General features: G+C 73.8%; 20 protein-coding genes. 5 read left to right on the top strand and 15 right to left on the bottom strand.

The window, feature by feature from the left end:
* Positions 1–82: 82 nt before the first annotated feature.
* The 7 genes from GXB85_RS15145 to GXB85_RS15115 form a co-directional block, all read right to left on the bottom strand.
* Entirely contained in the window at positions 83–715 is a 633-nt protein-coding gene (locus GXB85_RS15145; protein ID WP_161918500.1) for a DUF488 domain-containing protein, read from the bottom strand.
* Complete coding sequence (gene narI / locus GXB85_RS15140) at positions 712–1476, bottom strand: respiratory nitrate reductase subunit gamma (RefSeq protein WP_161918499.1); 765 nt, start codon at positions 1474–1476, stop codon at positions 712–714. Before narI ends, GXB85_RS15145 begins: the two co-directional genes overlap by 4 nt.
* Positions 1473–2225 (bottom strand): nitrate reductase molybdenum cofactor assembly chaperone, encoded by a 753-nt coding sequence (narJ, locus tag GXB85_RS15135; protein WP_161918498.1) that lies wholly within the window; start codon positions 2223–2225, stop codon positions 1473–1475. Before narJ ends, narI begins: the two co-directional genes overlap by 4 nt.
* Positions 2222–4009: a nitrate reductase subunit beta gene (gene narH / locus GXB85_RS15130; RefSeq protein WP_161918497.1), complete on the bottom strand. Its 1788-nt coding sequence runs from the start codon at positions 4007–4009 to the stop codon at positions 2222–2224. Before narH ends, narJ begins: the two co-directional genes overlap by 4 nt.
* Positions 4010–4067: 58 nt before the next feature.
* The gene (locus GXB85_RS15125) at positions 4068–7856 is read right to left on the bottom strand and encodes a nitrate reductase subunit alpha (RefSeq protein WP_161918496.1); all 3789 of its coding nucleotides are present in this window, start codon (positions 7854–7856) and stop codon (positions 4068–4070) included.
* A gap of 47 nt (positions 7857–7903) precedes the next feature.
* Positions 7904–9211: an MFS transporter gene (locus tag GXB85_RS15120; protein ID WP_161918495.1), complete on the bottom strand. Its 1308-nt coding sequence runs from the start codon at positions 9209–9211 to the stop codon at positions 7904–7906.
* 198 nt (positions 9212–9409) lie between these two features.
* Positions 9410–10111 carry a metalloregulator ArsR/SmtB family transcription factor gene (locus tag GXB85_RS15115; protein WP_161918494.1) on the bottom strand — a complete coding sequence of 234 codons (702 nt, stop codon included), beginning with the start codon at positions 10109–10111 and terminating at the stop codon, positions 9410–9412.
* Between the two features lie 62 nt (positions 10112–10173).
* Here GXB85_RS15115 and GXB85_RS15110 point away from each other — a divergent pair, with 62 nt between their 5' ends.
* The 3 genes from GXB85_RS15110 to moaA are packed head-to-tail and all read left to right on the top strand — an operon-like array spanning position 10174 to position 12193.
* Positions 10174–10680, top strand: a complete 507-nt coding sequence (locus GXB85_RS15110; protein ID WP_161918493.1) for a molybdenum cofactor synthesis domain-containing protein — start codon at positions 10174–10176, stop codon at positions 10678–10680.
* Complete coding sequence (locus GXB85_RS15105; protein WP_161918492.1) at positions 10677–11147, top strand: molybdenum cofactor biosynthesis protein MoaE; 471 nt, start codon at positions 10677–10679, stop codon at positions 11145–11147. Before GXB85_RS15110 ends, GXB85_RS15105 begins: the two co-directional genes overlap by 4 nt.
* Complete coding sequence (gene moaA, locus GXB85_RS15100; RefSeq protein WP_161918491.1) at positions 11144–12193, top strand: GTP 3',8-cyclase MoaA; 1050 nt, start codon at positions 11144–11146, stop codon at positions 12191–12193. Before GXB85_RS15105 ends, moaA begins: the two co-directional genes overlap by 4 nt.
* 319 nt (positions 12194–12512) lie before the next feature.
* Here the strand turns inward: moaA and GXB85_RS15095 are convergent, their stop codons facing one another.
* The 5 genes from GXB85_RS15095 to GXB85_RS15075 form a co-directional block, all read right to left on the bottom strand.
* Complete coding sequence (locus GXB85_RS15095; RefSeq protein WP_161918490.1) at positions 12513–12761, bottom strand: MoaD/ThiS family protein; 249 nt, start codon at positions 12759–12761, stop codon at positions 12513–12515.
* Entirely contained in the window at positions 12758–13786 is a 1029-nt protein-coding gene (locus GXB85_RS17925) for an NTP transferase domain-containing protein (protein WP_161918489.1), read from the bottom strand. The genes GXB85_RS15095 and GXB85_RS17925 overlap by 4 nt, the downstream gene beginning before the upstream one ends.
* The gene (gene moaC, locus GXB85_RS15085) at positions 13783–14277 is read right to left on the bottom strand and encodes a cyclic pyranopterin monophosphate synthase MoaC (RefSeq protein WP_161918488.1); all 495 of its coding nucleotides are present in this window, start codon (positions 14275–14277) and stop codon (positions 13783–13785) included. Before moaC ends, GXB85_RS17925 begins: the two co-directional genes overlap by 4 nt.
* Positions 14274–15491 carry a gephyrin-like molybdotransferase Glp gene (glp, locus tag GXB85_RS15080; protein ID WP_161918487.1) on the bottom strand — a complete coding sequence of 406 codons (1218 nt, stop codon included), beginning with the start codon at positions 15489–15491 and terminating at the stop codon, positions 14274–14276. Before glp ends, moaC begins: the two co-directional genes overlap by 4 nt.
* 75 nt (positions 15492–15566) lie before the next feature.
* A complete protein-coding gene (locus GXB85_RS15075; RefSeq protein ID WP_161918486.1) occupies positions 15567–15965 on the bottom strand; it encodes a DUF2249 domain-containing protein in 399 nt (132 codons plus the stop codon).
* Positions 15966–16047: 82 nt separating this feature from the next.
* Between GXB85_RS15075 and GXB85_RS18390 the strand changes: the two genes are divergently transcribed.
* Together GXB85_RS18390 and pip are read left to right on the top strand one after the other, a co-directional pair.
* Positions 16048–16770: a metalloregulator ArsR/SmtB family transcription factor gene (locus GXB85_RS18390; RefSeq protein ID WP_161918485.1), complete on the top strand. Its 723-nt coding sequence runs from the start codon at positions 16048–16050 to the stop codon at positions 16768–16770.
* Between the two features lie 127 nt (positions 16771–16897).
* A complete protein-coding gene (gene pip, locus GXB85_RS18385) occupies positions 16898–17860 on the top strand; it encodes a prolyl aminopeptidase (protein ID WP_161918484.1) in 963 nt (320 codons plus the stop codon).
* Between the two features lie 56 nt (positions 17861–17916).
* Here the strand turns inward: pip and GXB85_RS15060 are convergent, their stop codons facing one another.
* Genes GXB85_RS15060 through GXB85_RS15050 form a run of 3 tightly spaced genes read right to left on the bottom strand, consistent with a single transcriptional unit; the run spans position 17917 to position 20951 of the window.
* Complete coding sequence (locus tag GXB85_RS15060; RefSeq protein ID WP_161918483.1) at positions 17917–18336, bottom strand: SMI1/KNR4 family protein; 420 nt, start codon at positions 18334–18336, stop codon at positions 17917–17919.
* Between the two features lie 15 nt (positions 18337–18351).
* Positions 18352–19578, bottom strand: coding sequence for a ThiF family adenylyltransferase (locus GXB85_RS15055; RefSeq protein WP_161918523.1), 1227 nt, complete (start codon positions 19576–19578; stop codon positions 18352–18354).
* A 38-nt stretch (positions 19579–19616) separates the two neighbouring features.
* Complete coding sequence (locus tag GXB85_RS15050; RefSeq protein WP_161918522.1) at positions 19617–20951, bottom strand: multicopper oxidase domain-containing protein; 1335 nt, start codon at positions 20949–20951, stop codon at positions 19617–19619.
* Positions 20952–20978 lie beyond the last annotated feature (27 nt).

Raw genomic sequence — 20978 nt, 5'->3', positions numbered from 1 at the left:
ATTGCCCCTGGCGGGGCCGGAAGATCTGGGCCGATCGGATCACGCGTCACCCGTCCGGCCGCGCCGCACGGGTGGTCGCGTGTCAGCCCGGGGCGCCCGACCGGTCGACGTCCTCGACGCGGTCGTAGCGCACGCCGTCGGCGGCCACGCGCGCACCCGCGGCCGGGACGTGCTCGGTGAGCCCGCCGTCGTGGCCCAGGTGGTGCACCGGGACGCCGTGCAGCAGCACCGCGACGTCGGCCACCAGGCGGCGGTGGCAACGCCACCACAGGCTCTCGCTGCACAGCACCGTGGTGCGCTGCCGCGCGACCCCCTCGAGCAGCTCGGCCGTCGCGGCCCGGAACTCGTCGGTGCGCGTGTGGGCCGCGTACGCGGCGAACGCCGCGACCCGCCACCACGGGTCCGGGTTCGCCGGCTCCCCGGTCTCGTTCGCGGGGCCCTCCCCCTCCTTCGGGCGGCTGCGCCGGCCCCCGAGCCGCGGCTCCCACCGGTAGGCCAGGCCCGCCTCGGGCAGCCAGCGCGCGAGCTCGTCACGCGCGACGTGCGGGTGGCGGCGGCTGCCCGGGAAGCGCCGGACGTCCACGACCGCCTCGACGCCCGCGCCCCGCAGCACGTCGAGGAGCTCGTCGCGCGACGCGGTCCCGTGCCCGAAGGTCAGCAGGCCGGAGAGCGTGGTGGCCTGCGCCCGTGGCGCACCCGTGGCCGCCCCCGTCACCGACGCGAGGAGGTCTCGCGCGTGCGCTCGACCCGCTCCCAGCCCGCGCGTGGCGCGCGCGCGCCGAGGCGAGAGGACTTCGAGCGGTACACGACGTACGGGCGGACCAGGTACCCCAGCGGCACGCTGAACACGTGAACGAGGCGCGTGAACGGCCACAGCGCGAACAGCAGCATCGCGCTCATGCCGTGGGCCTGGAACCCGAACGGTGCCTCGGCCATGAGCTCGGGGTGCAGGTCGAAGCGGAAGATCCCGCGGAACCACACGGAGACTCCCTCGCGGTAGTCGTAGTGCCCACCGAGGTTGAGGATCGAGCCCGCGATCGTGTTCCACATGCCGAGGAAGATCACGATCGCCAGCACCAGGTACATGACCTTGTCCATGGGCGTCGTCGCGCTGAACACCGGTCCCACGGTGCGGCGCCGGTAGATCAGCAGCACCATGCCGACGACGGTGCAGACGCCCGCGACCGCGCCGATGCTCACCGCGAGGAAGTGGTAGATCTCCTCGGTCATGCCCACGGCCTCGGTCCACTCCTTGGGGATCCCCAGGCCCATGACGTGCCCCAGGAACACCGCGAGGATGCCGAAGTGGAACATCGGGCTCGCCCAGCGCAGCAGCCGGCTCTCGTAGAGCTGCGACGAGCGCGTGGTCCAGCCGAACTTGTCGTAGCGGTAGCGCCACACGTGACCCAGCACGAAGAACGCGAGGCACACGTAGGGGATGACGACCCACAGGATCGTGTCGGCGGTCGAGGTCATCGTCGGGCTCCCGGGATGGGCTCGGGCATGCGGCCGGGCTGCGGCGCACGGGTGGTGGGGAACGGCAGGGCGACCGGCGGCGGCGTCATCGGCTGGACCGAGCCCGACGACGGGTACGGGTCGAGACCGACCTCCTCCTCGGGTGGGCCCTGGGCCGCGAGCCGCGCGACCGCCTCGCGCTCGTCGCCGTCGAGCGCGGGCAGCGTCGCGCACACCGCGACGAGCGCACCCGCCCAGGGCGAGCCGGAGTCGAGCAGGGCGAGCCGGAGCAGCTCGAGGCCCGCGCGGTGGCCGAGGAGCAGCCGCAGGCCCTCCTCCTGCGCCTGCTCACCCTCGGCCGAGCACAGCTCGAGCACCACGCACAGGTGGTCGGGCAGCTCGTCGTCGGCGATCTCGTACCCCGCGCGTCGGCACGCCTGCTTGAACTCGACCAGCGCGACGCCGCGCTTGCGCGTGTCGCCGTACGCGAAGTAGGTGAGGTAGAGCGAGCAGCGTCGGCGCAGGTCGAACGTCGTGACGTACTCGGCCTCGAGGTCGACGAGGTCGCCCTCGGCCAGATGCTCGACGAGCCCCGCGAGCGGGGCCGCGAGGCGCGGTGGGAGCTCGTCGAGCGCGGCCCGGACGGTCGGCAGCAGCGCGACCAGCTCGGCCGTCGGGTACTCGAGCAGCAGCCCCGCGACGCGGTGCACGACGGCGGTCTCGCGGCTCGCGGCGCGACGGGCCGCGGCGGTGCGGTGGGCGCGGTTCATCGTGGCGCCGTCCCGTCCCCCGCAGGCCCGGCGTCGCTCCCGCCCGCGGGCCGCGGCTGCACCTCGGCCGGTGCGGCACTCGCCGGGACCTCGGCACCCACACCCGCCGCGGTGCCGTCGGCCTCGTCGTCCGCGCGCGGCGGGAAGAGCCCCGGCGGGGCGCCCTTGCCGTCCCAGTTGAGCAGGTTGACCCTGGCCTTGCGCGTCGCGGGGTCGGCGACCGTGTCGGCCGTCTGCCGGGCCTGGAGCATGTGGAAGTTCTCGACCGCGATGGGGTCGGAGAACCCGGGGCCCGAGCCCTCGCCGAACGGTCCCGAGCCGCCCATGCCCGGACCACCCTCGTAGTCCAGGCTGCACTCGGTCGCGAGCTCCTCGAGGCTGTGCGCCTGCTCGGCGTGCGCGCTCGGGATCACGTACCGCTCGTCGTACTTGGCGAGCGCCAGCAGGCGGTACATCTCGTACATGCTCTGCTCGTCCATGCCCACGGCCGCCGGGATCGACGCGTCGCCCTCGCGGCCCATGTTGAGGTCGCGCATGTAGGAGCGCATCGCCGCGAGCCGCTGGAGCACGGCGGTCACCGGCGCGACGTCGCCCGCGGTGAACAGCTCCGCGAGGTACTCGACCGGGATGCGCAGGCGGTCGATCGCCGCGAACAGGTTGCCCGCGTCCTCGCCGTCCTCCCCGGTCTCGGTCACCACGTCGACCACGGGCGACAGCGGCGGGATGTACCAGACCATCGGCATGGTGCGGTACTCGGGGTGCAGCGGCAGCGCGACCTCGTAGTCGTGGATGAGGCGCCAGATCGGCGAGCGCTGCGCGGCCTCGACCCAGTCGCGCGGGATGCCCTCACGCTCGGCCGCGCGCTGGACCTCCGGGTCGTGCGGGTCGAGCAGCACGCTGCGCTGCGCTGCGAGGAGCTTCGTCTCGTCGGGCTCGCTCGCGGCCTCGAGCACGCGGTCGGCGTCGTAGAGGACCAGGCCGATGTACCGCAGGCGGCCCACGCAGGTCTCCGAGCACACCGTCGGCAGGCCCACCTCGATGCGCGGGAAGCAGAACGTGCACTTCTCGGCCTTGCCCGTGCGGTGGTTGAAGTAGACCTTCTTGTACGGGCAGCCGGTGATGCACTTGCGCCAGCCGCGGCACTGGTCCTGGTCCACGAGGACGATCCCGTCCTCCTCGCGCTTGTAGATCGCGCCCGAGGGGCAGGACGCCGCGCACGACGGGTTGAGGCAGTGCTCGCAGATGCGCGGCAGGTAGAACATGAACGTCTGCTCGAACTCGAGCTTGACCTGCTCCGAGACCTTGGCGAGCACCGGGTCGGCCGTCGCGAGGTCGGCCGAACCGCCCAGGTCGTCGTCCCAGTTGGCGCTCCACGACACGTTCATGTCCTTGCCGGAGATGAGGGACTTGGGACGCGCGACCGGAGTGTGCTCCTGGAGCGGGGCGTTGGTCAGGTTCTCGTAGTCGTACGTCCACGGCTCGTAGTAGTCGTCGATGGACGGCATCTTGGGGCTCGAGAAGATCGTGAACAGGTTCTTGAGCCGGCCGCCCGCCTTGAGCTGCAGGCGCCCCCGCTTGTTGAGCGTCCAGCCGCCCTCCCACGTCTCCTGGTCCTCGTAGGTCCGGGGGTAGCCGCGACCGGGGCGCGTCTCGACGTTGTTGAACCAGACGTACTCGGTGCCGGTGCGGTTGGTCCAGGCCTGCTTGCAGGTGACCGAGCACGTGTGGCACCCGATGCACTTGTCGAGGTTCATGACCATCGCCATCTGTGCCATGACCTTCATCGGAGGCCTCCCGTCGTCGTCGAGCTGGTCGAGCGGCTGGTGGTCGAGGGTGTGCGCATCAGTACTCGACCTCCTGGCTGCGGCGGCGGATGACCGTGACCTCGTCCCGCTGGTTGCCGGTGGGACCGAGGTAGTTGAACGCGTAGGACAGCTGGGCGTAGCCGCCGATGAGGTGGCTCGGCTTGACCAGCAGGCGCGTGAGCGAGTTGTGGATGCCGCCGCGCCGGCCCGTGGTCTGCGAGCGCGGCACGTCGATCAGCCTGTCCTGGGCGTGGTGCATGTAGACCGTCCCCTCGGGCATGCGGTGGGAGACGACGGCGCGCGCGACCACCACGCCGTTGCGGTTGACGGCCTCGACCCAGTCGTTGTCGGTGATGCCGACCTTCGCGGCGTCGCGGTCGCTCATCCAGATGGTCGGACCGCCCCGGGACAGCGACAGCATGAACAGGTTGTCCTGGTACTCGGAGTGGATCGACCACTTGTTGTGCGGGGTCAGGTAGCGCACCGTGACACCCAGGGACCCGGCCCCGCCCGTGGCGGCGGCGTCGCCGACCTCGCCGAGCGCCGACTCGCCGAACAGCGCCTCCATGTTGAGCGGTGGTCGGAACACCGGCAGGCCCTCGCCGATCTCCGTCATCCAGTCGTGGTCGAGGTAGAAGTGCTGGCGGCCGGTGAGGGTGTGCCACGGCTTGAGCCGCTCGACGTTGACCGTGAACGGCGAGTAGCGCCGCCCGCCGTGCTCGGTGCCGGACCACTCGGGTGAGGTGATGACCGTCGTCGGCGCGGCCTGCGTGTCCGCGAAGGTGACCATCTTGCCCTCGTGCTCGGCCGCGAGGTCGGCCATGCGCGTGCCCGTGCGCTTCTCGAGCGTGTGGAAGCCCTGCACCGCGAGGCGCCCGTTGGTGGTGCCCGAGAGCGCGAGGATCGCCTCGCACACGTGCACGTCACGGCTCAGCAGCGGTCGCCCGTCGGCGACCCCGCCCGGGGTGCCCCCGGCGACGCCGTTCTTGCTCGCGAGGTACTGGATCTCGCGGTCGACGTCGAACGTCACGCCCTTGGTCGTCAGGCCCAGGGTGTCCGCGAGTGGGCCGAGCGTCGCGAGCTTCGCGGCCGTCGCGCCGTAGTCCCGCTCGACGACCACGAGCTTCGGCATGGTCTTCCCGGGCACGGGCGCGACCTCGCCGTCCTTCCAGTCGACGACCCGGCCGTGCGGGGTCGCGAGCTCGTCCGGCGTGTCGTGCATGAGCGGCACGGCGACGACGTCCTTGCGCACGCCCAGGTGCGTGGCCGCGAGCGCGCTGAACCGGCGCGCGAGCGTGTGGAAGATGTCGAAGTCCGTGCGGGTCTGCCACGGCGGCGCGATCGCGGGGCTGAACGAGTTCACGAACGGGTGCATGTCCGTGGTGTTGAGGTCGTGCTTCTCGTACCAGGTGGCCGCCGGCAGCACGACGTCGGAGTAGACCGTGGTGCTCGTCATCCGGAAGTCGAGGGTGAGCAGCAGGTCGAGCTTGCCCGTGGGCGCGTCCTCGTGCCAGACGACGTCGCGCGGCCGGGCCGCCTCGGGGGCCTCCTGGGCGCGCAGGTTGGAGTCCGTGCCCAGCAGGTGGTGCAGGAAGTACTCGTTGCCCTTGGCCGAGGAGCCCAGCAGGTTCGCGCGCCAGATGGTCAGCACCCGCGGGAAGTTCTCCGGGGCGTCCGGGTCCTCGGCCGCGAACCGCAGCCGGCCCGCGGTGAGCTCCGCGGGCACGTGCTCGCCGATCGGGACACCCGCGGCCTCGGCCTCGTCGGCCAGGTCGAGCGGGTTGCGGTCGAAGGTCGGGTACGAGGGCATCCAGCCGAGGCGCGCGGACTGCGCGATGACGTCGGCCGTCGTCTTGCCCGCGAGACCGCCCGGCCCCGTGCTGCGCGCCGCGGTCGCGGCCGTGAGCGTGTCCGCCCCGAACGCGTCGTAGCGGAACTGGTCGGTGTGCAGGTACCAGTACGCCGTCTGGATCATCGTGCGCGGCGGGCGCGCCCAGTCGTTCGCGGTCGCGTACATCTGCTGACCGGTGACCGGCCGCACCTTCTCCTGGCCCACGTAGTGCGCCCAGCCGCCGCCGTTCACGCCCTGGCAGCCCGTGAGCGTCGTGAGGGTGAGGAACGCGCGGTAGATCGTGTCGGAGTGGAACCAGTGGTTGGTCCCCGCCCCCATGAGGATCATCGAGCGCCCGCGCGACTCCTCGGCGTTGGCCGCGAACTCGCGCCCGATGCGCTCCGCCTTGGCGGCCGGGACCCCGGTGAACTGCTCCTGCCAGGCCGGCGTGCACGGCTGCGTCGGGTCGTCGTAGCCCGTGGGCCACTCCCCCGGCAGTCCCTCGCGCCCGACGCCGTACTGCGCGAGCAGCAGGTCGAACACCGTGGTGACCAGGTGGTCGCCCACGCGGCGCACCGGGACCCCGCGGCGCACCGCGTCGGCCGCGCCGTCGAGCGCGTCGAAGCGCGGCAGCGCGATCTCGACGGTCTCGGGGGCCGACGACGCCGCGGACGGGTCGAGCAGCGTGAGCTGCGGCTCGACGTCGCCCAGGTCGAGGTTCCACCGGCCCTCGCCGTCGGGCCCGTAGTGGTGACCGAGCGAGCCGTTCGGCACCGCGGGCGCGCCGGTGCGCGCGTCCATGAGGACCGTCTTGAAGGCCGCGTTCTCGGTGTGCGCCTCGGCGCCCGGCAGGTCGGCCGCGGTCAGGAACTTGCCCGGGACGTACGCGTCGCCGTCGGGCTCGAGCCGCACCAGGAACGGCAGGTCCGTGTAGTGCGTGACGTAGTCCATGAAGTACGGCACGCGACGCTCGACGAAGAACTCGCGCAGCGTCACGTGCCCCATGGCCATGGCGAGCGCGCCGTCGGTCCCCGGCTGGACCGCGAGCCACTCGTCGGCGAACTTCACGTTGTCCGCGTAGTCGGGTGAGACGGCGATGACCTTCTGGCCGCGGTAGCGCGCCTCGGCCATCCAGTGGGCGTCCGGGGTGCGCGTGACCGGGAGGTTCGAGCCCCACATGATCAGGTAGCCCGCGTCCCACCAGTCCCCCGACTCGGGCACGTCGGTCTGGTCGCCGAACACCTGGGGTGACGCGACCGGCAGGTCGGCGTACCAGTCGTAGAACGAGAGCATCGGGGCGCCGATGAGCGAGTGGTACCGCGCGCCTGCACCGTGGGACACCATCGACATCGCCGGGATGGGCGAGAAGCCCGCCACCCGGTCGGGGCCGTAGCGGGCGATCGTGTGGACCTGCGCGGCCGCGGCGATCTCGACGGCCTCGTCCCACGTCGCTCGGACCAGCCCGCCCTTGCCGCGGGCCTGCTTGTAGCGCCGGGCCTTCTCGGGGTCGTCGACGATGCTCGCCCACGCCTCGACCGGGTCGCCGCCCACCGCGGCCTTGGCCTCGCGGTACATCTCGAGCAGCAGGCCGCGCACGTAGGGGTAGCGCACGCGCGTGGGCGAGTAGGTGTACCAGCTGAACGCCGCACCGCGCGGGCAGCCCCGCGGCTCGTACTCGGGGCTGTCCGGACCCACCGACGGGTAGTCCGTCTGCTGCGACTCCCACGTGATGATGCCGTCCTTGACGTACACCTTCCACGAGCACGAACCCGTGCAGTTGACGCCGTGGGTCGAGCGGACCACCTTGTCGTGGCTCCAGCGGTCCCGGTAGAACGTGTCGGCGTCCCGGCCGCCCTCACGGTGCAGCGTGCGCAGGTCCGCGCTGACCTCGCCGCGGCGCAGGTGGCGACCGAGGCGCAGGAGGGCGTCCGACGCCGGTCCGTCCAGGCCCGGGGCGGCGCCCCGCTCGGTGCGAGCGTCCGGCGTGGTGGTCATCTACGGCTCCTCACGGTCGTGCGGCGCCCCCGGTCGGGACGGGTGGGTCAGCTGGGCTTGGGCGCTCCCGGGCGGGCGTAGTACACCCAGGTCAGGAGGGTGCACACGGCGAAGAAGACGGTGCAGCCGAGGAAGAACGCGCGCGGCGCGACCATCGACAGCGCGATCCCCACGAGGAACGGGCCGAACGCCGCGATCGAGGCGGTGAAGCCGATCACCCCGCCCGCCTGCCGGCGCGGGAAGATCATCGGCATCTGCTTGAACGTGCCCGCGTTGCCGATACCCGCGAAGAAGAAGATCGCGAGCATCCCGGTGAGGAACCAGGTGAACTGGCCGCGGTCGGTGGGGCTCAGGAAGAACAGCGTGAAGGCGGTGCTGAGCGTCATGCCGACGCCCGCGACGAACGTCCACACCGCACCGCCGAACCGGTCGCACAGCGGCCCCCACCCGGCTCGCGTGGCCGAGCCGATGAGCGGGCCCAGGAACGCGAACTTCAGCGGGTCCGGTGCGTTCTCGAAACCGCCGTACTCGTTGACGATGATGAGGCCCAGCTGGGCCGCGAACCCGCTGAAGGCGCCGAACGTCATGAGGTAGATCGCCGTCATGATCCACGTGTGCTTCTCGCGGAAGATGTCGAGCTGCTCGCGGAAGTTGGCGGTGATGGGCACGCGGCGCAGGAAGACCGCGGCGAGCACCATGCCGAGCACCACCCAGGGCACGAGCACGAGGGCCGCGTTGTGCAGCCACAGGTCCTCGCCCGTGCGCGTCTGCTGCGGCGTGAGGGCCGCGGTGCCCAGCAGGCCGAACCCCACGACCCACGGGGTGAGGAACTGGATGAGGCTCACGCCGAAGTTCCCCAGGCCGGCCTGCAGGCCCAGCGCCGTCCCGGAGAGCCGCTTCGGGAAGAAGTAGCTGGTCGAGGGCATGAACCCCGAGAACGCGCCGCCGCCCACCCCCGCGGCCGCGGCGAGCAGCAGCAGCACCGAGTACGGCGTCGAGGCGTCGCGGATCGCGAGGGTCCAGCCGAGCATCGGCAGCAGCATGAGCGTCGCCGAGCCGCCCACGAGCGTGCGCGTACCCACGATGGGCGGCAGGAACATGTAGATCAGCCGCATGAGCCCGCCCGCGAGGCCCGGGATCGCGACGAGCCAGTAGAGCTGGCCCTTGGTCAGGTCGAAGCCGATGTCGTTGAGCCGCGGGGCGATCGCGCTCACCAGGTACCAGACGCAGAACGCGAGCGTCAGGTTGTAGGTGGTGATCCACAGGGTGCGCCACGCGAAGCCGCTGTCCCAGCGCTCCGGGTCCTCCGGGTCCCAGGTGGCGAGGTCCACCTTCGGTGAGACGAGTGACGCCATCGCTCCTCCTGGTCCGTGCGCTCGAGCCCTGCCCGCGGCTCACCCTGGGCCTGCTCGCAGTCTCGCGGTGGAGCGCCGCGTGATGAAGCGGCGAACACCGTGAAAAATCGGCGTGCGTGTGACCCGAGTCACCTCGACCCTAGCGGCGATGTCGCCGCCTGCAAGATCGACGCGCGGCCACGCGGCCGGCGCCGACGATCAGCTCCGGCGCAGGTGCAGCACGCAGTGCTCGGGACCCACGAACGGCTGCAGACGGGCGGCCTCGAGCGGCCCGCCCTGGCGGTTGAGCACCCCCCGGGTGAGGCCCAGGTGCACGCTGCACACCACCTCGGTGCGCTCACGCGCGAGGTCCACGAGCGGACACCTGAGCAGGTGCACCTCGAGCGCGTCGCGGTCCACCTCGGGCTCGAAGCCGAGCTCCTCGAAGTGCTGCTCGAGCGCGACCAGCTGGGCGACCTCAGGGTCGTCCGTCGCCTCGACCGGCGCCGGACCGCGCTCCTCCGCCCAGCGGCGGCCCGCGTGCTCGGCCTCGACCTCGACGGCCGCCATGGGGCGCCCGTAGCCCGCGACGAGCAGCCGCGCGAGCTGGTCACGGGCGCGCGCGTCCATGGTGCTCGCGGCCTCGCGCTCGACCGCGCGGTAGCTGAGCCGCGGCCGCCCGCGTGCCCCCGTGTGCTGCGCCTCGCGCGCGACGAACCCGCCCGCGACCAGCCGGTCGAGGTGCTCGCGCGTCGTGTTGGGATGCAGCTCGACGTGCCGCGCGATCGCGTCGACGGTGAGCGCACCGTCCGTCTGCTGGAGCAGGTGGAGGATCTCCATGCGGCTGCGCGAGGCGAGCGTGCGGTAGGCGTTCTGCGCCGCGACGACCCGCGCCTCGTGCCGCCGGCTGCCCTGGACCATGCCTCGATCTTTCACGGTCCCCGACTGGTCAACCTGGGACCTTCGATGGGTACGGTGGCGCGATGGGGCACTCCGAGCAGCTGCGCGCAGGGGTCCGGGCGGCCGTGGTGGTCGCCTCCGACCGCTGCGCGAGCGGCACGGCCGAGGACCGCTCCGGCCCGCGGGCCGTCGAGCTGCTGCGGGCGGCCGGCCTCGAGGTCGACGACGCCGTCGTCGTGCCCGACGGCGTGGCCAGCGTCGCCGACGCGCTGCGGGCGGCCCTCGCCGCGGGTGCGCGCGTGGTCGTCACGAGCGGAGGCACGGGCGTGGGGCCGCGCGACCTCACCCCCGAGGCGACACGCACCGTCGTCGACCGTGAGCTGCCCGGCGTCGCCGAGGAGCTACGGCGCCGCGGCGCCGAGCGCGTGCCCACCGCGGTCCTGTCCCGCGGCGTGGTCGGGGTGACCGCCGAGGGCGCCGTCGTCGTCAACCTGCCCGGCTCGCCGTCGGGCGTGGATGAGGGCCTCGACGTCGTCCTGCCTCTGCTCGGCCACCTGCTCGCCCAGCTCGAGGGAGGGGACCACGCATGACCGCACCCACCGACGTCCGGGGGCCGACCCCTCACGCCGGGCCGCAGCCCGTGCACGCGGCCCTCAGCGCGCAGCCGCTCGACCTCGCCGCGCACGTCGCCGCCGTGCAGCACACGCGAGCGGGGGCCGTCGCGACGTTCGTCGGGCAGGTGCGCGACCACGACCCGTCGGTGACCGGCGAGGTCACCGCGCTCGAGTACTCGGCGCACCCCGACGCACCGGCGGTGCTCGAACGACTCGCATCGACCGCCGCCGCGCACGACGGCGTGCTCGGCCTCGCGGTCAGCCACCGCGTGGGCCGCCTCGAGGTCGGCGAGCCCGCGATCGTCGTCGCGGTCGCCACGGCGCACCGCGAGCTCGCGTTCACCGTGTGCCGCGACCTGGTCGAGTGCGTCAAGGCCGAGCTGCCCGTGTGGAAGCGCGAGCTGCTCGCGGACGGCTCGCACGTGTGGGTGGGGTCGGCATGAGCACCGAGCCCCGCACGAGCCCCGCGCCGCGTGGCACGACCGGCACCGGGCCTGCGCCCCTCGTCGACCGGCACGGCCGGCTGCACCGGGACCTGCGCATCTCCCTGACCGACCGCTGCTCGCTGCGCTGCACGTACTGCATGCCCGCCGAGGGCGTGCCGTGGCTCGCGGGCTCGACGATGCTCAGCACCGACGAGCTGGTGCGGATCGCGCGCGTCGGCGTGGGTCTGGGCATCACCGAGGTGCGCCTCACGGGCGGTGAGCCGTTGCTGCGGCCCGACGTCGTCGACGTGGTGCGGCGCATCGCCGAGCTCGAGGGACCGCAGGGGCGCCCCGAGGTCTCGCTCACCACGAACGCACTGCGGCTGCCCGCGCTCGCCGCCCCGCTGCGCGATGCGGGCCTGGCTCGCGTCAACATCAGCATCGACACGCTCGACCGCGAGCGGTTCCGCACGCTCACGCGCCGCGACCGCCTGCACGACACGCTCGCGGGGATCGCGGCGGCCGACTCGGTGGGCTTCACGCCGATCAAGCTCAACGCCGTGGCGATGCGCGGCGTCAACGACGACGAGGTGGTCGCGCTCACGCGCTTCGCGATCGAGCGCGGCTACCAGATGCGGTTCATCGAGCAGATGCCGCTCGACGCGGGCCACACCTGGGAGCGCACCTCGATGGTCACCCAGGGCGAGATCCTCGAGCGGCTGCGCACCGCGTTCGAGCTCACCGAGGTGCCCGGGCGCGGCTCGGCGCCGGCCGAGCTCTGGTACGTCGACGGCGGCCCTGCGACCGTCGGCGTGATCGCCTCGGTCAGCGCGCCCTTCTGCGGCGCGTGCGACCGCGTGCGCCTCACGGCCGACGGCCAGCTGCGTGCGTGCCTGTTCGCGCGCAGCGAGACGGACCTGCGCACGCTGCTGCGCGAGGGCGCCGACGACGACGCCCTGGGCGCCGCCTTCCGGGCGTGCCTCGCGGGCAAGAAGCCGGGCCACGACATCGACGACCCGTCGTTCCTCCAGCCCGACCGCCCCATGAGCGCGATCGGCGGCTGAGCGCCCCGCACGACCGGTGTGCCGCGCGAGCGCTCGGGCATCCGCCCGTCCCACCGAGCCCGCCGAACCCCACCGAGCCCGCAGCCCGCCGCACCCCACCGAGCCCGCCGCACCCCGTCGAGCCCGCAGCCGGCCCGTGCCGTGGTCCGTCCACGCGGTGCGTGTGACTCGTGAGCACCGTGGGGCTCGTGCGACGTCCCACGAGCCACACCGGCCCCACCCGTCACATGCACCGCGTGGACGGACCGCAGCACGCGTCCCGACGGTGAGCCGGAGCGTCGCGACGTCCGCGGCGGCACCGACTCCGGGACCGAGCCGGTCAGCCGCCGGCGAAGGGCGGGAGCACGTCGACCGTGGCCCCCGCGGGGACCGGCGCGTCGTCGGTGTCGAGCCGCACGCCGTCGGCGAGCAGCGAGCAGCGCGTGAGGACACGCGCGAGGTCCGCCCCGTGGGTCGAGGTCATCGCGGCGCGCAGCTCACCGGCCGTCGTGGCGGTGACCTGCTCGCTGTCGGTGCCCGCAGCCTCGGCAGCGGCCGCGAAGTAGCGCACCGTGACGGTGCCGGTCACCCGGCCTCACCCGCCCCGTCGCGGTGCTGCGCGAGCTCGGTGACCCGCGCGACCACCGCGTCGAGCGCCGCCCTGTCACCGCCGCGCGCAGCGACCGCGTAGCCGACGAGGAAGCTCGTCACCGGCACGGCGGGGCGCGCCACGTGGTGCGCGACGTCCCGCGCGAGATCGAGCAGCACGTCGATGTCGAGGGCGTCGGCACTGGCGTCCAGGTCCTCGACCAGCGTCGCGGCCCAGGCGTGCAGCGTGCCTCCTGGCAGCGTCGGGTCCTGGTGCGCGCCCTCGGGTGCCGGCTGGGTCATCGTCTGCCTCCCGGAGATCGCCTCGTCGAGCGTCCGGACATCGTGCCACGTGTCCGCGTCCGCCCCCGCGCCGCTCGGGTCGGGCACGTCCACCACGTCCAGGTGCTCGTCGAGGCGTCGCACCGAGACCCCGTGCACGCCACCGGTGGCCATGAGCTCGGCGAGGGCGCGACGCAGCGGGGCACGGCGGTAGGCGGCGACGAGCTGGCCGTGGCCGTCGGCGTCGACGAGCCGCGCGGCGTCGGCCTCGGGGTGGGCGGCGAGAGCCTGGAGCACGGTCGGCACCACGAGCGCCGCCCTCGGCACGTCGCACGGCAGCACGAGCACCGCGGGCTCCCCGGGCTGCGCGGACGACGGACCGGGCGACGCCCGGTCCTCGGACGCCGTGCCGGGCGCGGCGCCCGGCACCGCGTCGCGCACCGGGTCCAGCGCCGTGTCGTGCGCCGGGTCCAGCGCGGTGAGCCCCGCGTCGATGCCCGCGACCGGCCCGCCGGACGCCGGGTGCTCGAGCGTGGTCGCCACCCCGGGACGCGCGAGACGCTCGGGCCCCACGACGACGACGCACCGCGCATGCGTGGCCGCGTCGAGCACGTGGTCGAGCAGCATGCGCCCGGCGACGAGCACCTCGGCCTTGCTCACACCGCCCAGGCGGCGGGCGGCACCACCGGCGAGGACGACGACGTCGTGCTCGGGGAGCCGGCCGTCCGGGACCGGGGCGCTCACGGTCGTGCGTCGGGCTCGTCGCGTCGCCACTCCCCCGACCGCCCGCCGCTCTTGGCGAGCAGCCGCACGTCGGTGAGGCTCGTGGCCTTGTCGAGCCCCTTGACCATGTCGAGCACGGCGAGGCCGGCGACGGAGACGGCGGTGAGCGCCTCCATCTCGACGCCCGTGCGGTCGGCCGTGCGGACCGTCGCGGTGACCTGCACGCCGTCGTCGGTCACCTCGAGGTCCACGGTCGCGCCGTGCACGCCGATCACGTGCGCGAGCGGCAGCAGCTCGGCCGTGCGCTTGGCCCCCGCGATGCCCGCGACGCGCGCGACCGCGAGCACGTCACCCTTGGGCACCGCCCCCGCGCGCAGGGCCTCGACCACGTGCGGCGAGCAGCGGACCACTCCCGCGGCGGTGGCCGAACGCACCGTCGGAGTCTTCTCGGTCACGTCGACCATGCGCGCGTGGCCCGCGGCGTCGAGGTGGGTGAAGGGCTGCTCGGTCATCGGTCCAGCACCATGACGCGCACCCTATCCCCGGCCGCGACCGCGTCGACCTCGGCCGGGACGACGGCGAGCGCACGCGCCCGGGCCAGACCCGCGACCAGGTGCGAGCCCGACCCTCCCGCGACCGCGGGACGCACGAGCACGTCGTCGGGCGCGTCCTCGAGCACGGCCGGCAGGTACTGCTGACGCCCCGCAGGACTGCGCCAGCCGACCGCGGCGACGGCCTCCACCACGGGCCGCTCGAGGTCCGTGAGGCCGCGCATGCGCAGCAGCGCCGGACGCACGTGCACCTCGAACGACACGTGCACGCTCACCGGGTTGCCGGGGAGCGCGACCAGGGGTGTCCCTCTCGGCAGGCGACCCAGGCCCTGGGGCTTGCCGGGCTGCATCGCGACCTCGACGAACTCCATGCCGGCCTGGGTGGCGAGCACCTCCTTGACCACGTCGAACGCACCCTTGCTGACCCCGCCCGAGGTGAGCACCAGGTCGACGTCGCCGTCGAGGCGCGCCAGGAGGTCGCGCAGGACCGCCGCGTCGTCGGGCACCGCCGCGTGCCGCACCACGTCGCAGCCCGCGTCCGCGACGGCCGCCGCGAGCAGGTAGGAGTTCGAGTCCGGGATCTGGCCGCGACGCAGCGGCTGCCCCGGCGGCACGAGCTCGTCGCCCGTCGAGAGCACCGCGACCCGCGGGCGCCGGTGCACCTCGAGCCGCGCGCGGCCCACCGAGGCCGCGGCCGCCACCTGCGTGGGGCCGAGCAGCGCGCCGACCTCGAGCACGACGTCACCCGGGACGACGTCCTCGCCCGCACGGCGCACGTGCGCGCCCGGGGCGGCCGACGTGCGGATGAGCACGTGCGCGGTGCCGCCGTCGGTGTGCTCGACGGGCACGACGGCGTCCGCCCCCGGGGGCAGCGGGGCGCCCGTCATGATCCGGGCCGCCGTGCCCGGCAGCACGGTCGGCTCCGCTGCGCTGCCCGCCGCGAGGTCGGCCAGCACGGGCAGGCACACCGGGTGAGCGTCGTCGGCCCCGGTCACGTCGGCCGCGCGCACCGCGTAGCCGTCCATGGCCGAGTTGTCCCAGCGCGGCAGCGGCTCGGGCGCGCGGACCTCGTGCGCCAGCACGTGGCCCGCCGCGGACTCGAGATCCACCTCGACCACGGGCAGGGGCGCGACGAGCGCGAGGACGGCGGCACGGTGCTCGGTGACGGTTCGCATCGACGGCAGGATCCCACGGGTGCCCCGTCCGGGTCAGCGGGCGAGCACGCTCAGCAGCAGTACCCGTCGGCGCCTTCAGCAGCAGTGACCCGGGACCCGGCCGATCCGCACCCGCCACACCTCGGGGCCCTCGGCGAGGTACTCCCAGGTGATCTGGCCGGGCTCCTCGGCGTCGAGCTGGTAGCGCAGCGGCTTGGGGTCGTGGTCGTTGACGAGCACCAGCTGCTCACCCGGCTCGAGCTGCGCGATGCGCGCGAAGATCTGCTGGTGACGCTGGGCAGGCGCGAGGGTGCGCACGTCGAGGTCGTCGGGTGCGAGCTCGACGGCCGGCGCGGCCTCCGCCTCGGCCCCGCCGCACCCGCATCCGCCGCACCCGCAACCGCCACCGGCGTTCTCGGCCTCGACCGAGGTCAGGCTCAGCTCGGGACGGTCGCCCGCCGTCGGGACGTCGACCAGGTCGGTGCGCTCGGTCATGCGGGTTCTCCTTCGACTCGCCCCGAGCGGCACCCGAGGTCCTGGCTTGTTCTTACTCCCTTAGCAGTGGAAAATGCAAACCATGCCCGTCCCGCGTCAGGACCCCACGCTCCGCCTCCCTCCCGGCGAGCGCCGTCGCGCACTGCTGGCCGTGCTGCGCGAGCACGACGACGGCCTCGGGGTGGCTGACCTGGCCGCGCAGGTGGGGCTACACGCGAACACCGTGCGCGCGCACCTCGAGGCGCTCGTGCGCACCGGCCATGCGACCCGGCGGTCCGAGAACCGCGGCCGAGGCCGACCGCGCGAGGTGTACCGCGCGACGGGTGCACCCGAGGGTGACCGGCGGTACCAGGTGCTCGCGCAGATGCTCATGGCCCGCCTCGCCGAGCTGGCGGAGGACCCGCAGGCCGAGGCCGTGCGGGCAGGTCACGCGTGGGGAGCCGCGGCCGCGCCGCTCCCGACCGTCGGGTCGCCCGACCGCCCCACCCCCGGGGCGGAGGACGAGGTGCGCGCCGCCGTCGGGCCCGTGCTGCGCATGCTCGAGGACACCGGCTTCGCGCCGCGCCTGGCTCCCGACGCGCGGACGATCGAGCTGCACCACTGCCCGTTCCTGGAGCTCGCCGAGCAGCAGCCCGACGTCGTGTGCGGCGTCCACCTCGGCCTCGTCCAGGGTGCGCTCGACCGACTCGGCTCACCGGTCGCGGCGACACGGATCCTGCCGTTCGTCCGACCCGGCCTGTGCCTCGCCGAGCTCTCCGGCCCGGAGACCGACCGGACGACGGTCGACGAGGTCGCGCCTCGATAGGACGTGCGCCCGCGGGCGCGGGGGACGTCGCACGAGGCGTGCGCGGCGGGCCCCTCCCGGCTCCGGTCAGACCGGCGGCGTGCCGGACGCTCCGCGCCCCCTCCGACGGCGGGTAGGGTCGCGAGTCGTGCGCACCCTGTACCCCGAGATCGAGCCCTACGCGTCGGGGATGCTCAACGTCGGTGACGGCCACGCCGTGTACTGGGAGACGTCGGGCAACCCGCAGGGCAAGCCCGTGGTGTTCCTGCACGGTGGACCGGGTGGCGGCACCAACCCCGCGCAGCGCCGGCTGTTCGACCCCGAGCGCTACCGGATCGTGCTCCTCGACCAGCGGATGTGCGGGCGCTCGACGCCGCACGCCGCGGCACCCGACGCCGACCTGAGCGCCAACACGACCTGGCAGCTCGTGGCCGACCTCGAGCGTCTACGCGAGCACCTCGGCATCGAGCGCTGGCAGGTGTTCGGCGGCTCGTGGGGCTCGACCCTCGCGCTCGCCTACGCCCAGACCCACCCCACGCGCGTGACCGAGCTCGTGCTGCGCGGCATCTTCACGCTGCGCCGGTCCGAGCTCGACTGGTACTACGAGGGTGGCGCCGCAGCCCTGTTCCCCGACCTCTGGGAGAGCTTCGTCGCACCGATCCCGTCTGCCGAGCGCGGCTCGATGATCGAGGCGTACCACCGGGCGCTCACGGACCCGGACCCAGCGGTGCACCTGCCCGCCGGGGTCGCGTGGACCACGTGGGAGGCGTCGACGGTCACGTTGCGCCCGCGCCCCGAGCTGGTCGAGACGATGGCCGAACCGGCGCACGCGCTCGCCTTCGCCCGGATCGAGAACCACTACTTCCGGCACGGCGGGTGGATGACCGAGGGTCAGCTCATCGCGGGTGCGCCGGCCCTCGCCGGCATCCCGACGGTGATCGTGCAGGGCCGCTACGACGTGTGCACCCCGGCGACCACGGCCTGGGACCTGCACCGGGCCCTCCCCGGCTCCGAGCTCGTCCTCGTGCCCGACGCCGGTCACGCCTACGACGAGCCGGGCACCCTCGACGCGCTGATCACCGCGACCGACCGGTTCGCCGCCCCCTCCTGAGGCGTACCGGGGGTCAGGACGGCCGACTCCCACAGCTCGACGGGCCTCGCCCCGCATCACGGTTCGTCGAGGAAGCCCTCGAGGAACTCACCGAACGACGCCCACCGTCCATGGATCGCCATGTCGTCGGCGGACGCGTAGAAGCACACCCCAGCCGACTCGCCGTCCCCGTGCAGCGCGAAGACGTTGCCACCCTGATCGCACGCGAACGGCAGCAGACGGGCGGGGTCGAGACCTGCCGGCACCGTGTCCACGTCCAGATCGCGCTTGAAGAACCGCAGGTCGTCGACGTCGTAGAACTCATGGACGCCGAACACCTGGTTCCCATCGCTCACCGCGCCATGCGTCGGGGTACCCCCGTTGTGGAGACGGTAGAGAGCGACGAACTCCCGCGGGAGATCGACGGGGAGCTCGGCGGCCAACGCGTCCAGCTCATGCGCCGACACGGGGCTGCTGCTGTCCGTGAGCTCGATCATGGGTGCCTCTCCTCGTCAGTAGGTCGGCAGCGACGGGTCCACGTCGCGCACCCACGCGAGCACACCGCCGTCGAGGTTCGTCACGTCGTGGCCGAGCGCGCGCAGCACCACCGCGGCCTGGGCCGAGCGCGCACCCGACCTGCAGTGCACGACGATCGGCTGCCCCTCGGGCAGTTCGCCGAGCCCCGATCCGTCGAGCACGCGCGCGAGGGGCAGCAGGCGCGCACCCGGGATCGCGACGAGCTCGTGCTCGCCGGGCTCACGCACGTCGAGCAGCTCGAAGTCGTCACGCCCCGCCGCCCTCGCCTCGAGCCGCGCGGCGAGCTCACGCGCCGTCGTCGTGGGCAGGTCCGACGACGGCGCCACGGCCGCCTCCGCCGGACCGCGGGCGGGCAGGCCGTCCTGGGTCCCCGAGCCCTCCGCGACCACGGCCGCCGCCGTGCCGGGACCGCCACTCCCCCGCTCACCCGCCGGCCGCCCGCGCAGCGGGACCTCGGTCCACCGCGCCGCGAGCGCGTCGAGCACGAGCACCCGGCCCAGCAGCGGCCGTCCCACGCCCGTGATCAGCTTGAGCGCCTCGGTCGCCATGAGCGAGCCCACCTGCCCGCACATCGCGCCCAGCACCCCGGCCTCGGCGCACGAGGGCACGGTGCCCGGCGCGGGCGGCGCGGGGAACAGGTCGCGGAGGTCCACGGGCTCCACACCGGCCGGCGGACGGCCCCAGAACACCGCGACCTGGGCGTCGAAGCGGAACACCGAGCCCCACACCTCGGGCAGGCCGAGGCGCACGCACGCGTCGTTGACCAGGTAGCGCGTCGGGAAGTTGTCGGTGCCGTCGATCACCAGGTCGTAGCCGCCCAGCACGTCGTCGACGTTCGCCGCGTCGAGCCGCACGTGGTGCAGCACCACGTCGGCCTCAGGATCGACCGCGAGCACCGCGTCCCGCGCGCTCTCGACCTTGGGGCGGCCCACGTCGGCCTCGCCGTGCACCACCTGCCGCTGGAGGTTGGTCACCTCGACGTCGTCGACGTCGACGATGCCGATGCGCCCCACGCCGGCGGCCGCCAGGTAGAGCAGCACGGGCGCCCCCAGGCCGCCCGCACCCACCACGCACACGCGCGCCGCGGCGAGCCGGCGCTGGCCCTGCTCCCCGACCTCGGGCAGCAGCAGGTGCCGCGACCACCTGCCGGCCCGCGCCGCGGTGAGCGGCGGGCCGGGCTCGACGACCGGCGGGACGCGCATGCCGTGGGTGCTCACCGGCTCAGGCTAGCCACGCGCGCTCACTCGACCCGCACCAGCCCGTGCGCCCCGCGCTCGGCGTCGACCATGAGGTGCGAGACGAACGGGTAGTGGCCGGCCTCGGGGAAGGTCAGCTCGACGAACCCGCCCTGGGCCGGGTGCAGCCCGAGCACCTGCGCGCCACCCGTCGTCGGCGTCGCACCCGGGCCGCCCAGGGTCCAGGCCCCCTCGTGGAACACCGTGTCGAACTGCCCGCCCACCACGTGGAAGGCGCTCGGCCGGTTGGGCCCCACGTCGAGCACCCACAGCCGCACACGCTCGCCCACGCGTGCCTCGAGCGGTGCGTGGTCGTACTGCGTCGCGTGCCCGTTGAAGACGACGGCGTCCGGGCGCTCGCCCGTGATCTTGTCGGCGTCGGCCACCCCGCGCTGCGGGCCGAGGTAGAGCTCGCTCTGGACCAGGAGGTACTCGCGGTCCACGGGCGGGAGGTCGGGCGGGTCGATCACGACCGCGCCCGCCATGCCGTTGGCGATGTGCATCGACATGGGCATGGTCGAGCAGTGGTACATCCAGATTCCCGAGCGCGTCGCGGTGAACGTGTACGTGAGCGTCTCGCCGGGCTCGATGGTGCGCATCGGACGGTCGGGCGCGAGCGCACCCGCGTGGAAGTCGATCGAGTGACCGAGCGAGCCGTCGTTGACCAGCGTCACCTCGAACCGGTCGCCGACCTTGCCGCGCAGCACCGGGCCCGGCGCGGTGCCGCCGAAGGTCCACACGGTCTGCTCGACGCCCGGCGCGACCTCGCGCACGACCTCCGTGACCTCGAGCCGCACGCGGTGCACCGTGGACTCGGGGGCCGGCGCGAGCACCGGGTCGTACGTGGTGAAGGCCTCGCCCGGCGGCGCCATCAGGTCCATGTCCCCCTCGGCGGTCGGCGCGGATCCCTCCGCGCCGTCCGTCCCGGCCGCTGCCCCACCGTGCCCGACGGCGTCGTGGTGGCTCGCTCCGCCGGACGGGTCACCGTCCGGCCCGTCCTGCGCCGCGGCGTCGTCGGGCACTCCGCCGGTGCCCACCACCTCGACGTCGAAGGTCATGCCCATCTGCCGGTGGCCGGCGACCGAGCACCAGCCCTCGACCGCACGACCGACCACGCCCGCCTCGACGCGCGTCGTGGCACCCGGGGCCAGGCGTCCGGAGGCCACGCCGGTGTCGAGCACGAGGTCGTGGACCGTGTCGTCGACGTTGGTCACGACCAGCACCAGCTCGTCGCCCGCCTCGACCTGCACGGACGCGGGCACGAACCGCATGTCGCGCGCCTCGACCTCGACCTCCACGACGCGGCCCGACGCCGGAGCCGTGGCCGCCGTCGCCCCCAGGCCCGCTGCGGCCTCTTATACACATCT

Origin of the sequence: Cellulomonas sp. APG4, assembly GCF_009996735.1 — a bacterium.
Taxonomy (GTDB): domain Bacteria; phylum Actinomycetota; class Actinomycetes; order Actinomycetales; family Cellulomonadaceae; genus Actinotalea.
The sequence above is the reverse complement of the archived record's forward strand: the minus strand, read 5'-3'. Positions and strand labels throughout refer to the sequence as shown.

Excerpts from the sequence above, each read along its gene's own strand:
- narI (WP_161918499.1), bottom strand. The coding sequence starts at position 1,476 with ATGACCTCGACCGCCGACACGATCCTGTGGGTCGTCATCCCCTACGTG.
- narJ (WP_161918498.1), bottom strand. The coding sequence starts at position 2,225 with ATGAACCGCGCCCACCGCACCGCCGCGGCCCGTCGCGCCGCGAGCCGC.
- narH (WP_161918497.1), bottom strand. The coding sequence starts at position 4,009 with ATGAAGGTCATGGCACAGATGGCGATGGTCATGAACCTCGACAAGTGC.
- GXB85_RS15125 (WP_161918496.1), bottom strand. The coding sequence starts at position 7,856 with ATGACCACCACGCCGGACGCTCGCACCGAGCGGGGCGCCGCCCCGGGC.
- GXB85_RS15120 (WP_161918495.1), bottom strand. The coding sequence starts at position 9,211 with ATGGCGTCACTCGTCTCACCGAAGGTGGACCTCGCCACCTGGGACCCG.
- GXB85_RS15115 (WP_161918494.1), bottom strand. The coding sequence starts at position 10,111 with ATGGTCCAGGGCAGCCGGCGGCACGAGGCGCGGGTCGTCGCGGCGCAG.
- GXB85_RS15110 (WP_161918493.1), top strand. The coding sequence starts at position 10,174 with ATGGGGCACTCCGAGCAGCTGCGCGCAGGGGTCCGGGCGGCCGTGGTG.
- GXB85_RS15105 (WP_161918492.1), top strand. The coding sequence starts at position 10,677 with ATGACCGCACCCACCGACGTCCGGGGGCCGACCCCTCACGCCGGGCCG.
- moaA (WP_161918491.1), top strand. The coding sequence starts at position 11,144 with ATGAGCACCGAGCCCCGCACGAGCCCCGCGCCGCGTGGCACGACCGGC.
- moaC (WP_161918488.1), bottom strand. The coding sequence starts at position 14,277 with ATGACCGAGCAGCCCTTCACCCACCTCGACGCCGCGGGCCACGCGCGC.
- glp (WP_161918487.1), bottom strand. The coding sequence starts at position 15,491 with ATGCGAACCGTCACCGAGCACCGTGCCGCCGTCCTCGCGCTCGTCGCG.
- GXB85_RS15075 (WP_161918486.1), bottom strand. The coding sequence starts at position 15,965 with ATGACCGAGCGCACCGACCTGGTCGACGTCCCGACGGCGGGCGACCGT.
- GXB85_RS18390 (WP_161918485.1), top strand. The coding sequence starts at position 16,048 with ATGCCCGTCCCGCGTCAGGACCCCACGCTCCGCCTCCCTCCCGGCGAG.
- GXB85_RS15060 (WP_161918483.1), bottom strand. The coding sequence starts at position 18,336 with ATGATCGAGCTCACGGACAGCAGCAGCCCCGTGTCGGCGCATGAGCTG.
- GXB85_RS15055 (WP_161918523.1), bottom strand. The coding sequence starts at position 19,578 with ATGCGCGTCCCGCCGGTCGTCGAGCCCGGCCCGCCGCTCACCGCGGCG.